Below are 20,441 nucleotides of genomic sequence, written 5' to 3'. Positions count from 1 at the left end.
CTTGTCCCGGCTGGAGAATCGAAACGCCCTCGTCACGGGTGGTGCTCAGGGGCTCGGGCGCGCGGTCGCTCGTCGACTTGCGGCCGAAGGCGCGCGGGTGACGATCGTCGACCTGAACGAGGAGAAGGGCCGCGAGTGCGTCGGGATCATCGAATCGGCAGGGGGTAGGGCGGCATTCGTCCGGGCGAATGTGGCCAAGCGGGAGGACATCGAGGCCGCCGTGCAGGCGGCCGCCGTCGACGGGCGCCTCGACGTCCTGGTCAACGCCGCCCAGTATTTCGCGATGCCCAAGGCGCTGGAACTGGTCTCGGACAAGGACTGGGAATTGTCGGAAGCCACGGGCCCAAAGGCGACGTTCCGGTTCATGCAGTCGGCGTTCGGCGTGCTGAAGGAATCCGGTAAGGCGTCGGTGGTCAACTTCGTCTCGGGTTCTGCGCTCGGCGGGATGGCCTACACCGCACCGTATTCCGCGGCCAAGGGGGCGATTCAGGCGTTGACGAAGGTCGCCGCCAACGAGTGGGCGCGCCATGGCATCCGGGTGAACGCGGTGTGCCCCTTCGCGCTGACGGACGTGCAGCGCAAGATGATCGGCACCGAATGGGACAACTACACCCGCACCGCGGACGCATCGCCGATGAAGCGCGGCGCCGATCCGGACACCGAGATCGCACCGGCTGTGACCTTCCTCGCCAGTGACGACGCGGCGTTCGTCACCGGAACCGTGCTGCACGTCGACGGCGGCATGACCGAGTTGTCGACCGTGGACTATTCGCAGTCGCCAGGTGTGTTCAGCGCTACCTGAGCGTCATCTCCACGCTGGTGTATCCCCGCACGGTGGCGGTCAGCACGCGCTCGTGCGCCCCGATCGAGTAGTTCGGGAACTTCTTGGCGATGTACTCCAAGACGAGTTGAGCCTCCCGGCGGGCCAACCACTGGCCGAGGCAGATGTGGATGCCCCAACCGAAGTACACGTCCGTGCCGCGTGGGCGGTCGATGATGAACCGGTCGGGGTCGGGGTAGCGGCGTTCGTCGCGGTTGGCGCTGCCGAGCAGCAGGAGTACCCAGTCACCGGCGGCCATTGTCACACCGTGTTTTTCGACGGGTCGGGTCAGGGTGCGCGCGACCCAGTGGCTGGGGGTGTCGTATCTGAGTGCCTCGTTGACGGCGGCCGGGATCAATGTCGGGTCGTCGACGATTCGGCGCCACTGGTCGGGATGCTCGTACAACGCCACCAGTCCGTTGGAGATCAGCTTCTGGGTGGTCTCCGAGCCCGCCGCCGACAACAGGTTCGCGAACATCAGCACCTCGTGGGGGCTGAGCGAGCGCTCGCCGCCGGCCTCGGGGTCGTCGAAGGTCGCGTTCAGCACGGTGCTGATGAGATCGTCGCCGGGATGCCGGCGGCGATGGTCGATGAGCTCGCCGATGTACGCGCTGATCTTGCGGTTGGCCTCGATGGCGCTGGCCGGCATCGCGACCTCGCCTTCGTGCCGGGTCAGGAACGCCTCCCACCACACTCGGAGCTGCTCGCGGTCGGCCTGCGGAACGCCGAGCAGGTCGCCGATCACATCGGTGGGAATGGAGAAGGCGAACGCCTCCATGGCGTCGACGGTGGTGTCCGGTCGCAGCTTGTCGAGGTGGTGTGCCACGACCGCGCGCAGCGCATTCTCCAAGGCCGCGACCGCCTTCGGGGTGAAGAATCCCTTGAGCACTCCACGGACCCGGTCGTGCCGTGGCGGATCCATGGAGATGATCGAGTACTTGCGCCCGTCGTTGTCCGGGTTCTCCGGCGCGGGGCCCTGCTTGGAGGAGTACGTCGACCAATCGCGCAGCGCGCCGGAGACGTCGTCGAATCGGGATAGCACCCACCATCGGTCTTCAGGATCCCGGTACACCGGCGCCTCGTCGCGCAACCGGCGGTACACGGGATAGGGATCATCGAAGATCGCCTTGGAGAACGGCGAATACGTCAGCTCGTTGATCGCTGGCACCATGATTTCGTCACCTGTCCACCGGGGGAGTTCGTTCGATGAGCTCGAGCAGGTTGCCGTCCGGGTCGGTCGCCATCAGGCCGCGGTTGCCGGCGCCGAACGCGACGGTGCGGTCTGGAAGCGCTCGGCCCCCGTGCGCCACGATCGCGTCCACCACCCGATCGGCGTCGTCGACCCGAAACGACAGGTGGGTGAAGCCGAGGGTGTTCATCGGGCGCGGGCCCGGTGCCTCGACGGTTCCCGGCCGGACGTAGCCGAGCAGTTCGAGGCGAAACCCGTCGCGCTGCAGGTAGACGAGTTCGAGCAGCAGGCCGGGCACGTCGAGCAGCTGGGCGGTGGCGTCGTCGTCGACTGTCATCCGGCCGACGGCTTCGAAACCCAGTGCCGAGCAGTAGAACTGCTCGGCACGACCGATGTCGCGCACGCACAGCCCGATGTGGGTGAGGCGGTGCCCGTCGCTCATCGCGGTCGTTCGGCGAGGTCGTCGAGCAGTGCGTTGTGCTCGCCCAGCAGCGGCGGCCGCGTCGGTGCGGCCGGCGGGGTCGCGCTGAACAGGTACGGCGTGCCCGGGTAGGTGATGGTCCTGTCCAGGTCCGGGTGTGGCACCGGAACGTGAAAGCCCCGCGCGACGGTGTGCTCGTCGTCGAACGCCTCGTGGGGGGGAAGCACTGCGCCGCAGGGAAAGCCGCGGCGCTGACTGGTCACGAAGAACTCCTTGGCGGGCAGTCTTGACGCGATGAGGCGGATCGCGTCGCGCGCGGCGCTGAGGATCGCCGTGGTTTCGTCGTCGACACCGATCATGGCCAGGTCGACTGGTTCCTCCCGGCCGGCCGCCAGTTCGAGGAACACGGCTTCCGGCAGTTCCTCGGAGAGGCCCAGTTCGTCGAGCCACGCCAGGAGCCGGGCGAAGTCCTCCTGCTTGCGGGGGAGCACCCCGGTGGTGGCGTAATGCCCGTCGGCGCACCGTACTTGCACCGGAGAGCTGCGTGTCGGGTAGGCGTGCCTGCCCGTCTGCCGCAGACAGATGTCCTGGTTCACCAGCCAGTGATACGTCGTCTGCTCGCTCGTGACGTTGCACGCCGCATTGACGTTGACATCGACCAGTTGGCCCTGCCCGGTTCGATCGCGGTGTGCGAGGGCCACGAGAGCACCGATCGCGCAGTACATTCCGGCGATGTTGGCCGACTGATCGCCGCCTCCCCGGATCGGCGGCAGGGTGCGGTCGTCGTATCCGCAGTTCCACACCGGGCCGCCACCCGCGAGCATCGTCAGGTCGGTCGTCGGTTGGCCGCTGCGGACGCTGCCCAGCCCGAACGGGCTCACCGACACCCAGATCAACCGGGCGTCACGGGACGCGCATGCGGCATAGTCGACGTCCTCACACCGGTCGCTGCCCGCGATGACCACGTCGGCAGTGGCGATCAGCGACGCAAGATCCCGCTGTCCGGCATCGGTGCGCAGATCGATTGTCACCGAGCGCTTCCCGACGTTTCCCGCCCACCAGCGCAGACTCCGATCCGCACCCGGCTGATCTTCGACGAATGGCGGCCGGGCCCGGTGAGTCGATCCGGTCGGCGGCTCGACCACGATCACGTCGGCGCCCAACTCGGCCAGCACCCGACCGCCGACCGGAGTGAACTGGTCGGAGATCTCGATGACCCGCAGGTCGCTCAGCGCGGTCAGATCACACCTCGCTGTGCCCAGTCGTCGAGTTCTGCCTCGGAGTGGCCGAGCAGATCCACGAGCACCTCGCGATTGTGTTGGCCAAGGCGGGGTGCGGCCGAGGTGATCTGCCACGGAGTGGCAGAAAATCGCATCGGGATGCCCTCGACACGCACCTCGCCCATATCGGGATGAGTCACCGAGGGGAAGAGCCCCATTGCAGAAAGATCGGGGTCGTCATCGATACGTTCCGACGGGCTTTTGACCATGCTCGCCGGTAATCCGGCGGCCACGAGGTCGTCGGCGAGCGTCGCCGCGTCCCGGGTGGCGGTGACGTTGCCGATCAGCGCGTCCAGTTCATCAGCGGCGCGCACACGCTGCTCGAGGGTGGCAAACCGATCCGACGACAACTCCGGTTCGTTGAGGACCTTCGCGAGCACGCCGAGTTCACGCTCGTCGCGGCAGGCGATCGCGATCCAGCGGTCCGCGCCCGCACACGGGTAGATGCCGTGAGGCGCCATCTCTGCGAAATCGGCCCGATTACCGCCGGCGGTCGCGGCGCGGCCGTTGACCGTCCAGTCGAGCACCTCCGTCGGCAGCATCGCGATGCCCGCGGGCACGGTCGCCAGGTCGACGTGCTGGCCCTCCCCGGTCCTGTCGCGGTGGTGCAACGCCGCGAGGATGGCCGTGGTCATGTACAGCGCCGACATGTGATCCATGTAGGAGAAGCCCCACCCGGCGGGTTCGGCATCGGGGAGGCCGGCGGTGAACGTCAAGCCGCTCATCGCCTGGACGATCGGCCCCCATGTCTTGAAATCCCGATTCGGGCCGGTGTGGCCGAACCCGCAGTTGGACACGTAGATGATGTCGGCTTTGATCTTCTGCAGTTCCGCATAGCCGAAGCCGCGCTTGTCCAGGACGCCTGCCGCGAAGTTCTCACAGACGACGTCGCTGATCGAGATCAGCTCGCGCAGCAGGTCTTTGCCTTCCGGCGTGCGCATGTTGATCGTGACGCCGTACTTGCCGACATTGTGGTTGTTGAACCCGGCGCCGAAGTTCACCCCGCGGCGCTCGTCGACGTACGGGCCGACGCCGCGCAAGGCGTCCCACAGTCCCTGCGTGGCAGGGTCTTCGACCCTGAGGACCTCCGCTCCGAACGCAGCAAGGATCTTGGTGGCTCCGGCACCCGCCAGCTGACCACTCAAGTCGCACACTCGTACGTGGGACAACGCGCCCGTCACAGAAGCGACAATAGCAGCTGGACATAAAGTGTTCTATTGTTCAATTCGACGGTGTTGACCACGACGGAGGCTGTGCAGATGACAGCAGGTGTCCCTGCGCCGATGAAGGGTGTGCGCGTGCTGGAAGTCGCGCAGTGGACGTTCGTCCCCGCTGCGGGGGCGGTGCTGGCCGACTGGGGGGCCGACGTCATCAAGGTCGAACACCCGCGCACGGGCGACTCCCAACGCGGGCTGCGCAGCCTGGGCCACATCACCATCGAGGGCGACCGAAACCCGGTGATGGAACACGCCAACCGCGGCAAACGGTCGATGGCCATCGACATGTCGACGCCGGACGGCCACGCGCTGCTGATGGACATCGCGCGCACGGCCGATGTGTTCCTGACCAACTTCCTGCCCGAGGCCCGCAAGAAGCTCAAGATCGACGTCGATGACATGCGCGCGGTCAATCCCCGCCTCATCTATGCCCGCGGCAGTGCGTACGGGCCACTCGGCGCTGAGGCCGACACCGGCGGTTACGACATGACCGGATTCTGGAGCCGCGCCGCGGGGGCCATGGGGTCGACCCCGTCCGACCTGGAAGGTGTTGTCCCGCAACCGGGCCCGGCCTACGGTGACTCGATCGGCGGCATGACCATCGCCGGCGGGATCGCGGCGGCGCTGTTCGAGCGTGAGCGCACCGGGCATGCCCGTGTGGTCGACATCTCGCTACTCGGCGTGGGTGTGTGGGCGTCGGGGGTGGCGATAAACGCGGCCCTCGTCAGCGGCGAACCCTGGGTGGCCAACCCCGCCGGCGCGAACGTGGCGCCGAACAATCCGCTGGTCGGCTTCTACCGGACCGCGGACGGCCGCTTCCTCGGCCTGTCGATGATGCAGGGTTTCCGCTACTTCGGCGAGTTCTGCCGTCGCGTCGGAGTGGGTGAGTTGGCCGACGACGAGCGCTTCGCCGGCCATGAGGCGTTGACCGAGAACACCGCGGCGGCCGCCCAGATCCTACGGTCCGCGATCGCCGCGCGGCCACTCTCGCACTGGCGGGCGGCGCTGGAGGGCTTCGACGGCCAATGGGCGGTGGTGCAGAACACCGTCGAGGTTGCCGCGGACCCGCAGCTGCGCGCCAACGGCGGCATCGTCGACGTCGAAACCGGCGGCGAGCGAGCCGAACTCGTCGCCAGCCCGGTGCTGTTCGACGAGACGCCGCTGCGGCTGCGCCCGATGCCGGAGTTCGCCGCCGACACCGAACAACTGATTCTCGAACTCGGCGGTGACTGGGACCGCATCACGGCGCTGAAGGAAAGCGGTGCGATCGCGTGAGATCACCCACCCAGTAGGGCCACCACGCACGAGCCACCACCGCCGACGGCCTGTGCGAGGCCGATTCGCGGTTGCGGTACCTGGCGTGGACCCGCCTCTCCGCGAAGCTGGCTGACGATTTCGGCGGCCTGCGCCAGCCCGGTCGCACCGATCGGATGGCCGCGGGCGATGCAGCCGCCGTCCGTATTGGTGGGTAGGGAGCCGTCCGACGCCAGACCCCCGGACTCGGCAAGGTTCACCGCCCCGGCCGCGTCGGTCAGGCCCATGGCGATCAATGCGGTGATCTCCTCGCTGGCGCACATGTCGTGCAGCGACACCACCCCGATGTCCTGTGGATCTACGCCCGCGTTGGCGTACGCGCGTTTGGCGGTCAGGGTGATCTGGGAGGGTGGGCCCACGACCGGTCCGACCAGGGGCCAGTCGCGGTCGGCCGGCCAGCTGGTCTGCTCGATCGACAGCACCGGCACCGAACGCGGTACCGGATCTGTCGAGACGACGATGGCCGCGCCGCCGTCGACCGAGGCGTGGCACATCATCTTGGTCAGCGGTTCGGCGACCATCCGCGAGCCGAGCACGTCGTCGACCGTCACCTCGTCCGGGTTACGGCGTGCGGCAAGAGGATTGAGACGGGCCTGGTTGTAGGACTTGGCGGCGACGGCGGCGATGACGTCTGGCCCGCAGCCCGTGTCGTGCAGGAAACGGGCGGCCTCGATGGCGTAGTGCAGTTGCGGTGGGAAGCGGTCCCAGAAGCCGACCGCGGCCGGGACCACTCCGCCCGGTTCCAGTGCGGTGGTCTTCTCGTACCCGATGGCCAGCGCGGTGCGACAGCGACCCGACGCGACCGCCCAGACCGCATGCCGCAGGGCGACCATTCCGCCGGCGGACGCACTCTCGGTCGCGGTCACCGGTATTCCTGTGCGGCCCAACCGGTGTGCCACACCGATGCCGGTCTGCGGTCCTGCCAACGCCGAGGAGGTGAACACCTCGCCGACGGCGTCGTACCCGACGCCCGCGTCCTCCAGCGCCTTCTCGGCCGCGGCGACGCCGAGGTCGGCCAGCGGGGTCTGGCCGTGCTTACCGAATTCGGTGACACCGACCCCGGTGATGTGTACGCCGGTCACGACGGATCCGCCACGAACATCTCGACGGTGTCCTCGCCGAGCGTGGCGCGAATCAATCGACCCGGGGTGCCCGGCGCGGGCCGGGCACCGTCGACCACAACCTGGAACCGGCCGGCGTCGGTGTCGACCCACGCGACGCTGTAGCCGTCCCGACCGTAGTCGGGGAAAGGCGATTTCGACGGCACAAAAGTCGATGACCACACGGTCGCGATCTCGGACATCGTCAGACAGCCGTCCTCTCGAAGATCGCACTGGAGGATGTACTGCCCAGTGCCGGAGGTGGTGTCAGCGGCAGCGGTCCCGCGCCGGCGAACCGCCACGGCAGACCCACCAGCCGTCCGGTGCGCAAATCCGGGTCGGGGTGAGCGATTTCGGGGAAGAAGCCGCGTGCGGCCAGGTGCGGGTCGCCGACCAGTTCGTCGGCGCTGCGTACGACGGCGGCGCGGACACCAGTGGCGGCTAGTTTCGTCGCGATGACCTCGGCGCGGGACGACCCGATCTGTGCGGTGAGCTCGGCCGTGTCGATGGGCTCGTCGTCGGCCGACTCGACCGCCACCCACCGCTCGTCGGCGCTGCGGTACACCGCGCGGCGCACGGCCGAATCCGAGTCCACCAGTTCCGCCGATGCCGCGGCGAGATATTCGGCGACGGTGTAGGCGACCACCTCCGACATCGACAGGTCGATGACCGCACCGGTGTCGGCGCGCGGTCCGACCGCCCACGCGGCGATGACGACCGCGGCCACCACGGACGACAACGGATCGGCCAGCACGGTGCCCAGCCGCGCGGGTTTCCCGTCGTCTCCCGTCGTCAGGCCCGCCAGGCCACCGTAGGACTGAACATTGTTCGCGTACACGCGATATCCGGCCAACGGCCCGTCCGATCCGAAGCCCGACACCCGCATCACGAGTCGCCCCGACGCAGCCAGTTGCTCCGGTGACACGTTCAGCCGATTCAGCCGGGACGACCCGACGTTCTCGATGACGACGTCGGCTTGCGACACTGCCGCGGCGACGTCCTCGATCGCGTGATTCGCGTCGATCAGCACGCTCCGTTTGGAGTGGTTGGCCACCGCATAGTAGGCGCCGCGTTCCAGCCCCGCGATCCCATCGGCGAAGGGGCCGCTGCGCCGGTAGATGTCGAGCCGGTCGGGATCCTCCAGGCGTACCACGGTCGCACCCATCGCACCGAGCAGCGAGCCGACGATCGGGCCCGCCAGGACATGGGTGAGCTCGGCAATGCGCAGCCCACGCAGGCCATCGGTCCGGTGTTGACCGCGGTCGCCGAGATCGGTACGCCACGGCGGACCCAGCACGGTGACGTCGCGGTCACCGAATCGCGCCGTGGTCAACGACTTCCGGTGGGCCAGCTGCGGCGAAGTCAGCAACTCACCGGGCAAATTCACCGGAGTCGAGGGGACGCCGTTGGCCTGCAGGATGGCTGCGCATTCGGCCTTGTCTCGGTCGCGGGTCCACTCGGTGACCTTGGCGTTGATCAGGCCCGCGTTTTCGATTCGGGCGGGACGGTCGTCGAGACCGGCCGCCCATTCGGGCTGTCCGAACGCCGCCAACAGGCCCTTCCACTGATGGTTCTCCACCGCCGTGATCCGCACCAGCCCGTCCCGGCACGGAAACACCCCCGACGGCGCAAGGTACCGACCGCTGCCCGCGCGACCCGGGCATCGGTACACGACATGCGCGCACTCCGGCAGCGCCGAGGTGTAGATGACCGCTTCCTGGATCGACACGTCGACGCGTACCGGCGTCGACGAGTCGCGCCGGTCCAGTCCGTGGAGCGCGGCCAGTGCCGCGACGGCCCCCGCGGACTTGAGAGCGACGTAGCCCGGCGCGGGGATTGGTCGCCCGTCGCCGTCTTCGATCGTTGCGAGCAGTCCACCGCTGGCCTGGGCGACCAGTTCACCTCCGGGATGCTGTGGTCCGTCGGCGCCGAACGGGGTGAGTGTCACCACGACCGTGGACCCGTCGACGGTTGGGGCCGCGGCGTCGTCGACGATGACGATGTCTACGCCGCGGGCGTGCCGAGCCGGGTCGGCGGTGGAGTCGAGTATCCGCTTGCGGTGGTCGAGCACGAAATCGACGGCCGCGGCCGGCCCGTCGGGCCCCGCCAGCTGCGGACCCACCCGATGCGCGTTCTCGCCGGGAATCCTGGTGACGTCGGCGCCCAGGCTCGCCAGGAGCGCTGCGGCGGCCGAGCCGGCGACGCCGTCGCCGAGCTGCAGCACAGCCACGCCGGCCAGGAAATCCGTCATCGCGGGACGTTCCTGGCTCACCGTGCGCGCTCCTTCCCGAGGCTGCTGAACAATTGAACAATATTCGTTCTGTTGAGTCCACCGCGACCCGACGCGCTCGTCCTGTGCCATGGGTTCACAGATTCACATGAAGTGTTCTATTGTTCATGATATGTCGACGATCGCCGGCCTGTCGGAAGCCCGTTTCGATAACCCCGCGTTCTACCAGGGCGACCCCAACGCGACGTTCCGGCGGTTGCGCGAGACGGATCCGCTGCACTGGTACGACGAAGGTCAGTTCTGGGTCGTCACCAAGTACGACGACATCAAGGCGATCTCGGCGCGGCCGGAGAAGTTCAAGTCGGAGCGCATCGGAATCATGATGGATCTGATCGCGCACCGCCAGGGAGTCGACCCGCAGGGATACGGCAGTCGCGGAATCATGTTCATGGACCCGCCCGAACACCGTGCGCATCGCAAGGCGATCGGGGTCAGGTTCACCCCGGCGGCGGTCGCCAAGATGGAGGATCGCGTGCAGCAGGTCGTCGCAGAGGCGTTCGACGGGCTGCCCGACGGTGAGTTCGACTGGGTCGAGCACATCGCCGAACCGATTCCGGTATACGTCTTCTCCCACTTCCTCGGTGTGCCGGAGGAGGACTGGTCGAAGGTCGCGTCGTGGGCAACAACGATCGCCAAGGCCGGCAGCGGGCTGGCCAGCGACGAGGATTTCCAGCTCATCTTCGATCAGGTCGGGCCGTATCTGTTGGGCCTGGCCGCCGAGCGCGCCAAGGATCCGCGTGACGACCTGTTGACGATGCTCACGCAGGTGAGTATCGACGGGGAACCGTTCAACGAGGTCCAGATCATGGTCTACGCGATGACGCTGCTGGCTGCGGGTAGCGAAACCACCCAGAGCCTGCTGGCCGGCCTCATTCACTGTCTCGATGTGCACCCCGGGCAGGCCGAGGCGCTGTTCGCCGATCCTTCGCTGGCGGAGAACACCGTCGAGGAGACGATGCGGTGGTGGACCCCGGTGATGAGCATGGCCCGGCAGGCCGCCGCCGACGTCGAGCTGCGGGGTACGACGGTCCGCGCGGGCGACGGCCTCCTGATGGCGTACGCCTCGGCCAATCGCGACGTCGACCATTGGGGACCCACGGCCGACGAGTTCGACATCACCCGCCCCGATGCGTCCGGCCATCTCGGTTTCGGTGTCGGGGAACACTTCTGCATGGGGGCGGCGCTTGCCCGCCGCGAGGCGCGGTTCGTGCTCGCCGAGGTGATCAAGCGGGCGAAGCGAGTTCGCGTCACAGGGCAGCGGGTGAAGCGGGAGTCGTCCTTGGTCAACACCTTCGACCGGCTGGGCGTCACGCTCGACTACCGCTGACGAGTACTGCTTCGCGACAACGGGATCAGCTGCGGCCGGCCAGCCAGTCGGTGACGACTCGGCGATGCTGCGCACGCGAACCCAGCGCCGCGATGAGCGTGGTGGCCCGCCGCAGGTACACATGCGCGTCGTGTTCCCATGTGTAGGCGATGCCGCCGAAGACCTGCATCGCCCCCTCCGGGACGCCGCGTAGCGAATCGATGGCCCAAAAAGCCGCCAGCGACACCAGCGGTTCCGCGTCGGGCTGATCGTGGTCACAGGCATCGGCGGCCCGATTGACCAGCGCCCGACCGACTTCGATCGCCCCGCGCTGGTCGACGAGCCGATGCTTGATCGCCTGAAACGCGCCGATCGGCCGGTCGAATGCAATGCGCACTTTTGCGTACTCGGTCGCAGCCTCGTTGGCGGCGGAGGCGACGCCAACGACCTCGGCCACCCCCGCCACGCGCATGCGCATGACGGCTTCGCGGTGGCGGCGGACCGCTTCCTCGCCACGGGCGATCGTCTCGAGCGGCGCCCGGTCGAGACCGATGCGCGCTGCGGGGCCGTGATCGAGGGGGGTGACCGGTGTGCGCTGCACTCCCGCGCCCGCGAGGTCGACGACACCCAGCACCTGCCGGCCATCCCCCTGGGCAAGCACGACGAGGCGGGTGGCGACGGCGCCGTACGGGACGCAGTCGAATGTGCCCGACACCGTCTGCCCGACGAGCGTGGCCGGCTCCGCAACCACGAGCGCGACGCCGTCGACCCTTCGGCCCTCGGACCAGGCCGCGGCTCCGGTCGCGGCCAGTGGCAGCGGTGCCGCGACGGATCCGGTCACCTCGGTCAACACCGCCAGCTCGCGCAGGGTGCCACCGGCGCCGCCACCGCTTTCGGGCACCAGCACGTCGGGCCAGCCCAGCCCGCGGATGGTCGCCCATAGCGCGTCGTCGAACGCCGGGGTCGGCCCTTCCAGAAGCGCGCGGCTGCGGTCGACCGACCACGCCCGGGCCACGATGTCGAGTGCGGAGCGACGCAGCTCGGCCAGTTCGGCTGCCGTGTCGGCTATCTCGGCGAGGGAGACGGTGGTATCAGGGGTCACGGGGCAGCCCCAGCAGTCGTTCGGCGATGACGTTGCGTTGGATCTCCGACGTGCCTGCACCAAAGGTGGCCGCCCGCATCAGCAGGTAGCTCGCGGCGACGTTGCCCCGCTTGGCGGCGCCGGGCGATCCGCGCTCCAAAACCCCTGACGCTCCGGACAGTTCGACACCGAAGTTGGCCATCGACTGGTCCACCTCCGAGCTGAGAAGCTTGGCGACGGAGGCCTCCGGGCCAGGGGCGACGCCCCGCACGCCGGCGGCGGTGGCCTGGGCGGCGATCTGACGTAACGCCTCGACCTGGGCCGCATACCTGGCGATCCGGTCGGCGACATAGCTGTCATCGAAACCGCTGTCGGTCAGCGCATTCGGCTCCTGCGCCATCTTCACCAGGATGTCGAGGCGACGCTCGATCCGGTGCGTGCGGCTTTGGCCCACCCGCTCGTAGCCCAGCGTCGACTTCGCCACCTTCCAGCCGCCGTGCAGCGGTCCGAGCACATTGGCCAGCGGCACGCGCACTGCGTCGAAGAACACCTCGCTGAACTCGGCGGCGCCGGTGATCTGCCGAATCGGCCGTACCTCGATGCCCGGCGTGGACAGCTCGGCCAGGATGTAGCTGATTCCCTCCCGCTTCGGCGCGGTAGGGTCGGTCCGGGCCAACAGGTAGATCCGGTTCGCGTAGGAGGCCTTCGACGTCCAGATCTTCTGTCCGGTGATGACGAGTTCGTCGCCGTCGATGACTGCCGTGGTCTTGAGCGCCGCGAGGTCGCTGCCGGCCTCCGGCTCCGAGAAGCCCTGACACCAGACATCTTCCGCCGACAGGATGCGGGGGAGGTAACGCGCACGCTGCTCGTCTGTGCCCCACTGGATGATGGTCGGACCCAGTTGGTTGATCGCGCTGCGGTTGATCGGTTCCGGGGCGTGCACGGCAGCCATCTCGGTGTTGAAGATGAGCTGTTGGGTGGGAGTCGCGGCGCGCCCGCCGAATTCGGTCGGCCACGAGATGGCCGCCAGCCCGGCGACGTGCAGGCGATTCTGCCATTCCCGCAGTCGGTCGAGGCGAGCCGTTTCGTCTCCGTCGCGGCCGAGCAGGTCGGAGGTCAGCGACGACGACAGGAAGGCGCGCACCTCGTCGCGGAAGGCCCGGTCGGCGTCGGTGAGCACGACGCCGTAATCACGATCGGTCACGTGCCGCCGCGGATGATCGACGCCATGCGCTGTTTCATGTCACCGTAGGTGATCGCGGTGGTGCCGGCCTTGGGGGCGCGGCCCGCATCGACCTTCGGCGCGGACAGATCGAGTTCGGCGATCTTCTCGCGCAACGCCTTCACGGTGCAGTTCTGCCGCCCGAGACGCTCGACGGCGTCATAGCCAAAGGCGCGCGCGGCATTTCGCCAGGTGATGTCTTCGACCTCATCGGGCGAACAACCCTCCAACTGGGCGGCGAGCTGCTCGGGTGCGTCCGGCCAGCTGCTGTCGGAATGCGGGTAGTCCATTTCCCAGCAGAGGGTCTTCACGCCGATGCGGTCGCGCATCTCGACACCGACCCGGTCGCGGATGAAGCACGACATGAAATTGCGGCGGAAGACATCGGTCGGGGTCAGGCCGTCACCGAGGTCGTCACCCGTCCACGCGCGCTGGCGGGCGTAGAGGTCTTCGAACCGTTCGAGCATGAACGGAATCCAGCCGATGCCGCCTTCGGAGAGGGCGAACTTTATCGTGGGGAACTTGACGACGACGGGGGAGAACAACAGGTCTGCGGTGAACCGCATGGTGTCGATGGCCAGCATCGAGTTGTACGCGAGGTAGGTCGTCTGGTCGGAGGGGACGGGAACGCCGCCGCCGGTGCCGATGTGAATGTTGACGATAGTCTCGTGCTCACAGACCGCTTCCCACAGCGGATCCCATTGCGGATCCTGCCACGGCGGCTGCCCGTAGTTTCCGATGTGTTGGGGCACCGTCACCGCGTGACAGCCGCTCGAAGCGAGCCGCGCCACCTCGCCGGCCGCGAGAACGGGGTCCCACAGCGGAAGGATGCCCAGCGGGATGAAGCGGTCCGGATGGCGGCCGCACCAATCCTCCAGATGCCAGTCGTTGTAGGCGCGGACCATCACTTCGGACACGTCGCGGTCGCCGCGGTAGGTGAACAGCGCCCCGGAGATGGTCGGAAAAGACGGGAAGCACAACGAGGCCAGCACCCCGGCCGCGTTCATGTCATCGACGCGGGCATCGACGTCAAAGCAGCCGGTGCGCATGTCCTCGAAGCGCGACGGTTCGAAGCCCCACTCGTCGTTGGGTCGGCCCGCCACGGCGTTGAGCCCGATGTTGGGCATCTGCAGACCCGCGTACTCCCAAAAGCAGACGCCGTTGTTGTCCTGCACGATCTTTGGTGCCTGGTCTGCGTAACGCGACGGCACCCTGTCCTTGAACATGTCGGGTGGTTCGACAGTGTGGTCGTCGACGCTGATCAGCACGAGGTCCAGAGGGTCGATCACCGGGAACAGTCTAGGCTATTGAACAAAGTATGTATATCTGTTCCAGCTATGCGGTGGAGTTCACCGCCGCCGCCGCCAGCCAGTCGGCCATCATCCCGTAGACCGACTCGATGCTCTCTCGCGCGCTGGCGTCGTCGCCGGATGGTTCGTAGTCCACGTCCCACTCGACCCGGCAACCGTCGGCACCGGACCCGAAGACCGAGACGACGGTCTCGAAGCGGCTTACCGGCAGCGGGTTGTTGGTGATCCGGTAGGAGATCCTTCTCTGCTCCGGCCGTGCCCACAACAGCGTCTCGACCGTCGGGTCGCCGTCTGCGGTGCCGCGGATCCTGCGGCTCATGCCGGGCCCGTCCCCTTCGACCTCGACGTCGTTGATCACCGGAATCCACCGGACGTCGGCGAAGTCGGCGAGTAGGCGCCAGACCGCCTCGGCGCTCGCGGCGACGTCCTTGCTGACCCTGATCGACGCCATGTGGCGACCCTACCATCTATGTAACAATAGAGCGGAATATGTTCAGATGTGCAGTGTGCTGCCGGGTGGAATCGGGGTGTCGTGAGCGCTGACGATGGGTCCGCGGGCGATTTCGAGGTCGACGAGAACTGGGTGCGCTACGAACTTGTCGAACCACACATCGCGCAGATCGCGATCAGCAGGCCCGACCGCCGCAACGCGATCCTGTCGCCCGACATGCACGCCCTGTTCAAGGCCCACCTCGATCGCGCCGAGGCCGACGACGAGGTGAAGGTCGTCATCCTCGCGGCCGACGGCAAGGACTTCTGCAGCGGCGACGATGTCCGGCGGCTGCCCGTCGAACAGGCCGGCCTGAAGAAGGGCGGAAAACTGCCGCAGACCGCGCGGATGGGCAATGCCCGCCGGTTGCACCGCCACCTGACCAACTGGCTGGAGTTTCCGAAGACGGTCATCGCCGCGTGTCAGGGTGCGACGCTGGGGGCCGGGATGAACCTGGCGCTGGCCGCCGACATCCTGGTCGTCTCCGAGGACATGTATCTTGCGCGGCCGCAGGCGCGGATCGGGTTCGCCGGGTTCTCCACCGCGATGCCGTTGATCCTGCTCAAGCTGGGTCCGAACCGCGGCTACGAGGCGATGATCACCGGACGGAAGGTGCGCGCCGCGGAGCTGCGCGACTGGGGGGTGGCCGCGTCGGTCGTGCCGGCCGACGGTCTCCGTGACGAGGCGCTGCGCTACGCGCGTGCGATCGCCCACCACTCGGCCGACGGGCTGATGGTCGGCAAGCATGGGTTGATCACGTTCTGGCACGCGGTGGGCATGGCGCAGTTCGGGGACTGGGTTCCCATGGCGCACAGCGTTTTCAGCAACCTGTCCTGGCGGGACGACGAGTTCAACTTCATGAAGGAGCGGTCGGCAAGGGGCGGCCGTGAGGCGCTCGCCGAACTCGAGCGCCGGTACCGGGAGTGGGACTTCGACTAGACAAGACAATTAAACAGCGACTGTGTTTGTGTTTTGTATGATGAACGTGCGGTGAGGAGAGATGAATGGGTGTGCTGGACGGACGGACGGCCTTGGTCACCGGCGCAGGTCGAGGGATCGGTGCCGCCGTAGCCGAGGGTTTGGCGGCCGAGGGGGCGACCGTCCTGGTCTCCGACGCCGGCGTTGCGGTGGACGGCACGGGGCACGACGCGGGGCCGGCGGAGGCGGTGGCAGCTGCCATCAATCAGCAGGGTGGCAAGGCGTTCGCGGACGCCACCGACATCACTGACTTCGCCTCCTGCGAGGACTTGATCGGCCGCGCCGCCGATACGCTCGGCGGGCTGGACGTGGTGGTCAACGCCGCGGGCATACTGCGCGACGGCATGGTCTTCAAGATGAGCGAGCGGGACTGGGATTCCGTTGTCGCCGTCCATCTCAAGGGCACGTTCAACATCACCCGGCATGCCGCCGCATGGTGGCGGGAGAACCGTGGCGGCCAGTACCGGCTGATCAACTTCACCTCGATGTCCGGACTACAGGGCGCACCCAGCCAACCGAACTATGCGGCCGCGAAGATGGGCGTCGTCGGTCTGACGTTCTCCTGCGCCAACGCCCTGCGCAACTACGGCGTCACGTCGAATGCGATCGCGCCGATCGCCGGAACCCGAATGACGCAGGGCATCAAGGGCGGTGGAAGTATGGACTATTCCGATTCCAACGTGCGGCTGTCGCCGAAGAATTGCGTGCCCCCGGTGGTGTACCTGGCGAGTGCACAGTCCGACTGGCTCAATCGGCGCGTCATCTTTGCCGGAAACGGCCGCATCAGCCTGATGTCGAACCCCGTCGTCGAGCGAGAGATCGTCTCGGCCACCGGCACCTGGGACATCCCCACCGCCTTCGCCGAGATCGAGACGTCGTTCAAGGAAGCCGTCCTATGGCCCAACATCTTCGACAAGCCCCCTGCCAAGTGACCCGACGGGGGAGGTGACGAATGACTGAGCTGACGACCCACCGCGTACCGCAGAAATACGCCTGCGGCGAGACTTTCGTCCCCAAGAGCCGCTACATCGACCCGGAGTTCCTGCAACTCGAACTCGACCGGCTCTTCTCTTCGGTCTGGCAGCCCGCCTGCCGCGAGGAGGAGATACCCGACCCCGGCTGCTACTACGAGTACCGCATCGGCAGGCAGTCGATCGTGGTGGTGCGCCAGAAGGATCGCAGCATCAAGGCGTTCTACAACTCATGCGTACACCGCGGGATGAAGCTCGTCTGCGGTACCGGCACCGCGACCGAGGGCGACCTGCGGTGCGGATTTCACGGCTGGCGCTACTCGTTGGACGGCCGGTCCTCCTTTGTGCCGTGCCGTGAGGAGTTCGCCCCTCGGCCGCGCGAACAGTGGGGGCTGACGCCGGTCCATGTCGGGAGCTGGGGCGGTTGGGTTTTCATCAGCATGGCGTCCGATCCGCCGGACCTGCTCGACTGGCTTGATCCGCTGCCCACCGCACTGGCCCCGTTTCGCCTGCAGGACATGCGATATGGGTGGCGTAAGCGGACGACACTGCCGGCCAACTACAAGACCGTCATCGATGCGTTCATCGAGGGCTACCACACGCCCGGCACGCATCCGCAGACGTTGCGCACCGCCAAGACTCCTCACCCGACCACCGAGCCCGCACAACCCCAGGAGTACGTCTACGCGCCCTACACGCCGACAATCGCGTACAAGAACCACTCCCGGTTCATCTACACGCAGCGTCCCGAGACCACCGAACGCGACAAGGGCCGTCAGCAGCAGTCCTCCCGCCCGGAGGTGTTCGCGAACGCGATGCAGTACAACTACCTCGGCGTGAACGCGCTTGTCACCGAGCGCGATTACCGAGCCGCGCAGCGGTTGGCGACGATGGAGCCCAGCGAGATTCCGCCGTTCGTCCTTTACCACCAAATGTGCGAGGAACTGGCGCTGGCCGAAGGTGTGGACTTCCCGCGGATGTCGATGGAGGAGTATTTCGCGGGCAACGGCGACTGGCACATCTTTCCCACGTTGGTCATCCTCGTCGAGAAGTCGTGTCTGCTCGGGTACCGGATGCTGCCCGACGCGACGGATCCGAACAAGTGCACCTTCGAGATGTTCACGCTCGAACACTTCGCTCCCGGTGAGGTCCCCGACACCGACTGGCAGGAGTTCGAGCGCTGGCAAGATCATGACGGCTGGGGTGAACTGCCGACGCAGGACCTGCAGAACATCGCCGCGATTCACGCGGGCATGCACTCGAACGGCTTCGAGGGGCTCTGGCTGAACACCGCCCAGGAGATGACGATCCGCAACGAGCATGCAATCGCCGATCGGTTCCTCTTCGGCGCCGACGAGCGGTGAGTGCCGGGGCGACGGTGATGAATGACGCGATACAGCAGCGGCCGGTGCCGCTGCTCACCGAGCTGAACCGGCCGTATTGGACGGGCGGCGCCGACGGCACGTGGCGGCTGCAACGCTGCCTCGACTGCGAGCGTCTGGTCCATCCGCCGGCCCTGCGTTGCCCGCACGATCACGGCGTTCTCGAGTACGCGACGCTCAGCGGCCGGGGAAGCGTCGAAACGTGGACGGTCAACGAGCATCCGTTCTTCCCGGGTTTCGCGCCGCCCTACCTGGTGGCGTTCGTGAATCCGGTTGAGGACAGTCGCGTTCGGGTGCTGACGAACATCGTGAACGTGCGGCCGGAAGACGTCACTGTCGGACTGCCGGTGCACGTCACGTTCCAACGGCACACCGACGGCGACGACGAGGTGTTCATCCCGATGTTCGAACCGGACCTCTGATGGGTTCACCGCTTGCCGACAAGGTCGTCATCAGTGGGGTCGGCCAATCCGAGATCGGTCGGCGGCTGGGCCGAGACGCCCTGCAACTCACCGCCGACGCGTGCCTGGCCGCCGTCGCAGATGCAGGACTCACCCTCGCCGACATCGACGGGTTGACGACGTATCCGGGTGCGTCCCAGGCCGGTCCGGGGTTCTCGGGGGCGTCGCTGCGCGACATTCACGACGCGCTCGGCGTCAAGCCGAATTGGGTAGCCGGAGGGGTGGAGTCTCCCGGTCAGCTGGGCGCCGTGGTCGATGCGATGCTCGCCGTCGCCGGTGGCATGGCCAACCATGTGCTGTGCTGGCGCAGCATCTGGGAGGGCACCGCCCAGGGTGCGGGCCGACGGCAGGGCTACGGGGCGCGGGGTGGTCGGCCGAGCGGGATGATGGCCTGGCAGCTGCCCTACGGCGCCACCGCGGCCAATCTGGCTGCAATGCAAATGCGCGCCAGGATGATTCGATACGGCCTCACGCGCGAACAGCTCGCATCGATTGCGATTGTCCAGCGCGCCAATGCGCAACGAAACCCGTCGGCGATATACACCGATCAGCTCGATCTCGATACCTACCTGAATGCGCGGATGGTGTCGGAGCCGCTGTGCATGTACGACTGCGACATCGCCTGCGACGGAGCGACCGCCTTCGTCATCTCGCGGGCCGAGCACGCTCGAGCACTGGACCACCCCGCGGTCACGGTCGAGTCGCTGGACTGCGCTCATCACGACCGCTTCACCTGGGAGGGCGGCGAGGACATCACCCGGATCAGCTCGCGTTGGTCGACCATCTGGGACCGAACGGATTTCACCGTGTTCGACGTTGATTACGCCTCGCTGTACGACGGGTTCAGCGTATTCGTGCTGTGCTGGTTGGAAGATTTCGGCTTCTGCAAGGTGGGCGAATCCGGCGACTTCATTGCCGACCCGGCACGCATCTCGCTCGGCGGTGACCTGCCGATCAACACTGCGGGCGGCCAATTGTCCGGAGGACGGCTGCACGGGTTCGGTCACCTGCACGAGGCGTGTTTGCAGATCCGGGCCGAGGCAAGCGGCCGGCAGGTTGACGACGTATCACTGGCAGCGGTGGGGGTCGGGGCTGCCAACAGTGGAACGACAACCATGCTGCTGCGACGGACGCTGTAGGAGAGCAGAAGATCCCACGCGTGCTTCGACTGCCCTCAGGCATGTTCTCGTCAACGTAGAGGTGCCACTTTGCACATCGACCTATAGACGTGTTTCGAGCTGGAGCAGGCCAGATCGAGATACTGCCGGCTGATGGACACCAAGGACTGGGCCGGATTGGCTGAGCTGATGATCGACGACATCGTGTTCGATTTGGGCGGCGGCGATGACGTGCCGCCGATCGTCGGACGCGGCGCCACGCTCGAAGCAGTGCAGACGTCTGTGAAAGATGCGGTCACGGTCCATCAGGTGCACAGCCCGGAGTTTCACCTCGACGGGGATGGGGCCCGCGTGATCTGGGCGGCTCAAGAGCCAGTGAAGTGGAACAACGGGACGGGGTCGACTGCCTACGGTCACTACCATGACCGATAGGTGCGACGCGACGGAGTGTGGCGTATCGCGGAGCTTCGGCTCACCCACCTTCTCATCGA

At 67.1% G+C, this 20,441-nt stretch carries 20 protein-coding genes; 9 read left to right on the top strand and 11 right to left on the bottom strand.

From position 1 onward, the window contains the following. Position 1: 1 nt before the first annotated feature. Positions 2-802, top strand: a complete 801-nt coding sequence (locus tag AU198_RS14530; RefSeq protein ID WP_064348853.1) for an SDR family NAD(P)-dependent oxidoreductase — start codon at positions 2-4, stop codon at positions 800-802. Here AU198_RS14530 and AU198_RS14525 read toward each other — a convergent pair. From AU198_RS14525 to AU198_RS14510, 4 genes are read right to left on the bottom strand one after another with little or no spacing between them, the layout of a single operon-like run. Then, positions 795-1,991: a cytochrome P450 gene (locus tag AU198_RS14525; RefSeq protein ID WP_064348852.1), complete on the bottom strand. Its 1,197-nt coding sequence runs from the start codon at positions 1,989-1,991 to the stop codon at positions 795-797. The two genes, AU198_RS14530 and AU198_RS14525, sit on opposite strands and share 8 nt — an antisense overlap. Before the next feature lie 7 nt (positions 1,992-1,998). Next, positions 1,999-2,451: a VOC family protein gene (locus AU198_RS14520; RefSeq protein WP_064348851.1), complete on the bottom strand. Its 453-nt coding sequence runs from the start codon at positions 2,449-2,451 to the stop codon at positions 1,999-2,001. Next, entirely contained in the window at positions 2,448-3,653 is a 1,206-nt protein-coding gene (locus tag AU198_RS14515; protein WP_286141472.1) for a CoA transferase, read from the bottom strand. The genes AU198_RS14520 and AU198_RS14515 overlap by 4 nt, the downstream gene beginning before the upstream one ends. Positions 3,654-3,667: 14 nt before the next feature. Beyond that, positions 3,668-4,891: a CaiB/BaiF CoA transferase family protein gene (locus AU198_RS14510; RefSeq protein ID WP_064348850.1), complete on the bottom strand. Its 1,224-nt coding sequence runs from the start codon at positions 4,889-4,891 to the stop codon at positions 3,668-3,670. A 78-nt stretch (positions 4,892-4,969) separates the two neighbouring features. Between AU198_RS14510 and AU198_RS14505 the strand changes: the two genes are divergently transcribed. After that, positions 4,970-6,202: a CaiB/BaiF CoA transferase family protein gene (locus AU198_RS14505; RefSeq protein WP_231744673.1), complete on the top strand. Its 1,233-nt coding sequence runs from the start codon at positions 4,970-4,972 to the stop codon at positions 6,200-6,202. A gap of 2 nt (positions 6,203-6,204) precedes the next feature. Here the strand turns inward: AU198_RS14505 and AU198_RS14500 are convergent, their stop codons facing one another. The 3 genes from AU198_RS14500 to AU198_RS14490 are packed head-to-tail and all read right to left on the bottom strand — an operon-like array spanning position 6,205 to position 9,613. Then, positions 6,205-7,323, bottom strand: a complete 1,119-nt coding sequence (locus AU198_RS14500; protein WP_064348849.1) for a thiolase family protein — start codon at positions 7,321-7,323, stop codon at positions 6,205-6,207. Continuing rightward, a complete protein-coding gene (locus AU198_RS14495) occupies positions 7,320-7,544 on the bottom strand; it encodes a hypothetical protein (RefSeq protein ID WP_064348848.1) in 225 nt (74 codons plus the stop codon). Before AU198_RS14495 ends, AU198_RS14500 begins: the two co-directional genes overlap by 4 nt. Positions 7,545-7,546: 2 nt before the next feature. Beyond that, positions 7,547-9,613 carry a CoA transferase gene (locus tag AU198_RS14490; RefSeq protein ID WP_231744672.1) on the bottom strand — a complete coding sequence of 689 codons (2,067 nt, stop codon included), beginning with the start codon at positions 9,611-9,613 and terminating at the stop codon, positions 7,547-7,549. Between the two features lie 130 nt (positions 9,614-9,743). On the opposite strand from AU198_RS14490, the gene AU198_RS14485 reads away from it, so the two are divergent. Beyond that, positions 9,744-10,958 carry a cytochrome P450 gene (locus AU198_RS14485; protein ID WP_064348847.1) on the top strand — a complete coding sequence of 405 codons (1,215 nt, stop codon included), beginning with the start codon at positions 9,744-9,746 and terminating at the stop codon, positions 10,956-10,958. Between the two features lie 25 nt (positions 10,959-10,983). Here the strand turns inward: AU198_RS14485 and AU198_RS14480 are convergent, their stop codons facing one another. The 4 genes from AU198_RS14480 to AU198_RS14465 are packed head-to-tail and all read right to left on the bottom strand — an operon-like array spanning position 10,984 to position 15,001. After that, complete coding sequence (locus AU198_RS14480) at positions 10,984-12,039, bottom strand: acyl-CoA dehydrogenase family protein (RefSeq protein WP_064348846.1); 1,056 nt, start codon at positions 12,037-12,039, stop codon at positions 10,984-10,986. Continuing rightward, a complete protein-coding gene (locus AU198_RS14475) occupies positions 12,029-13,222 on the bottom strand; it encodes an acyl-CoA dehydrogenase family protein (RefSeq protein WP_064348845.1) in 1,194 nt (397 codons plus the stop codon). The genes AU198_RS14480 and AU198_RS14475 overlap by 11 nt, the downstream gene beginning before the upstream one ends. Beyond that, entirely contained in the window at positions 13,219-14,529 is a 1,311-nt protein-coding gene (locus tag AU198_RS14470; protein ID WP_064348844.1) for an amidohydrolase family protein, read from the bottom strand. Before AU198_RS14470 ends, AU198_RS14475 begins: the two co-directional genes overlap by 4 nt. Positions 14,530-14,575: 46 nt before the next feature. After that, entirely contained in the window at positions 14,576-15,001 is a 426-nt protein-coding gene (locus AU198_RS14465) for an SRPBCC family protein (protein WP_064348843.1), read from the bottom strand. Positions 15,002-15,082: 81 nt separating this feature from the next. On the opposite strand from AU198_RS14465, the gene AU198_RS14460 reads away from it, so the two are divergent. The 6 genes from AU198_RS14460 to AU198_RS14435 all read left to right on the top strand — a co-directional run bounded on the left by AU198_RS14460 (position 15,083) and on the right by AU198_RS14435 (position 20,382). Continuing rightward, positions 15,083-15,979 carry an enoyl-CoA hydratase/isomerase family protein gene (locus AU198_RS14460; RefSeq protein ID WP_064348842.1) on the top strand — a complete coding sequence of 299 codons (897 nt, stop codon included), beginning with the start codon at positions 15,083-15,085 and terminating at the stop codon, positions 15,977-15,979. A gap of 65 nt (positions 15,980-16,044) precedes the next feature. Then, complete coding sequence (locus tag AU198_RS14455; protein WP_064348841.1) at positions 16,045-16,950, top strand: SDR family NAD(P)-dependent oxidoreductase; 906 nt, start codon at positions 16,045-16,047, stop codon at positions 16,948-16,950. A gap of 20 nt (positions 16,951-16,970) precedes the next feature. Further along, on the top strand, positions 16,971-18,353 hold the full coding sequence (locus tag AU198_RS14450) for an aromatic ring-hydroxylating oxygenase subunit alpha (RefSeq protein ID WP_064348840.1): 1,383 nt from the start codon (positions 16,971-16,973) through the stop codon (positions 18,351-18,353). A gap of 17 nt (positions 18,354-18,370) precedes the next feature. Continuing rightward, on the top strand, positions 18,371-18,793 hold the full coding sequence (locus AU198_RS14445) for a Zn-ribbon domain-containing OB-fold protein (RefSeq protein WP_064348889.1): 423 nt from the start codon (positions 18,371-18,373) through the stop codon (positions 18,791-18,793). Beyond that, on the top strand, positions 18,793-19,971 hold the full coding sequence (locus AU198_RS14440; RefSeq protein WP_064348839.1) for a thiolase family protein: 1,179 nt from the start codon (positions 18,793-18,795) through the stop codon (positions 19,969-19,971). The genes AU198_RS14445 and AU198_RS14440 overlap by 1 nt, the downstream gene beginning before the upstream one ends. 99 nt (positions 19,972-20,070) lie before the next feature. Next, positions 20,071-20,382 (top strand): nuclear transport factor 2 family protein, encoded by a 312-nt coding sequence (locus AU198_RS14435; RefSeq protein ID WP_286141471.1) that lies wholly within the window; start codon positions 20,071-20,073, stop codon positions 20,380-20,382. The last annotated feature ends 59 nt before the right edge of the window (positions 20,383-20,441 follow it).

The organism is Mycobacterium sp. GA-1199, assembly GCF_001500045.1.
In the GTDB taxonomy this organism is placed as follows: Bacteria; Actinomycetota; Actinomycetes; order Mycobacteriales; family Mycobacteriaceae; genus Mycobacterium.
The sequence above is the reverse complement of the archived record's forward strand: the minus strand, read 5'-3'. Positions and strand labels throughout refer to the sequence as shown.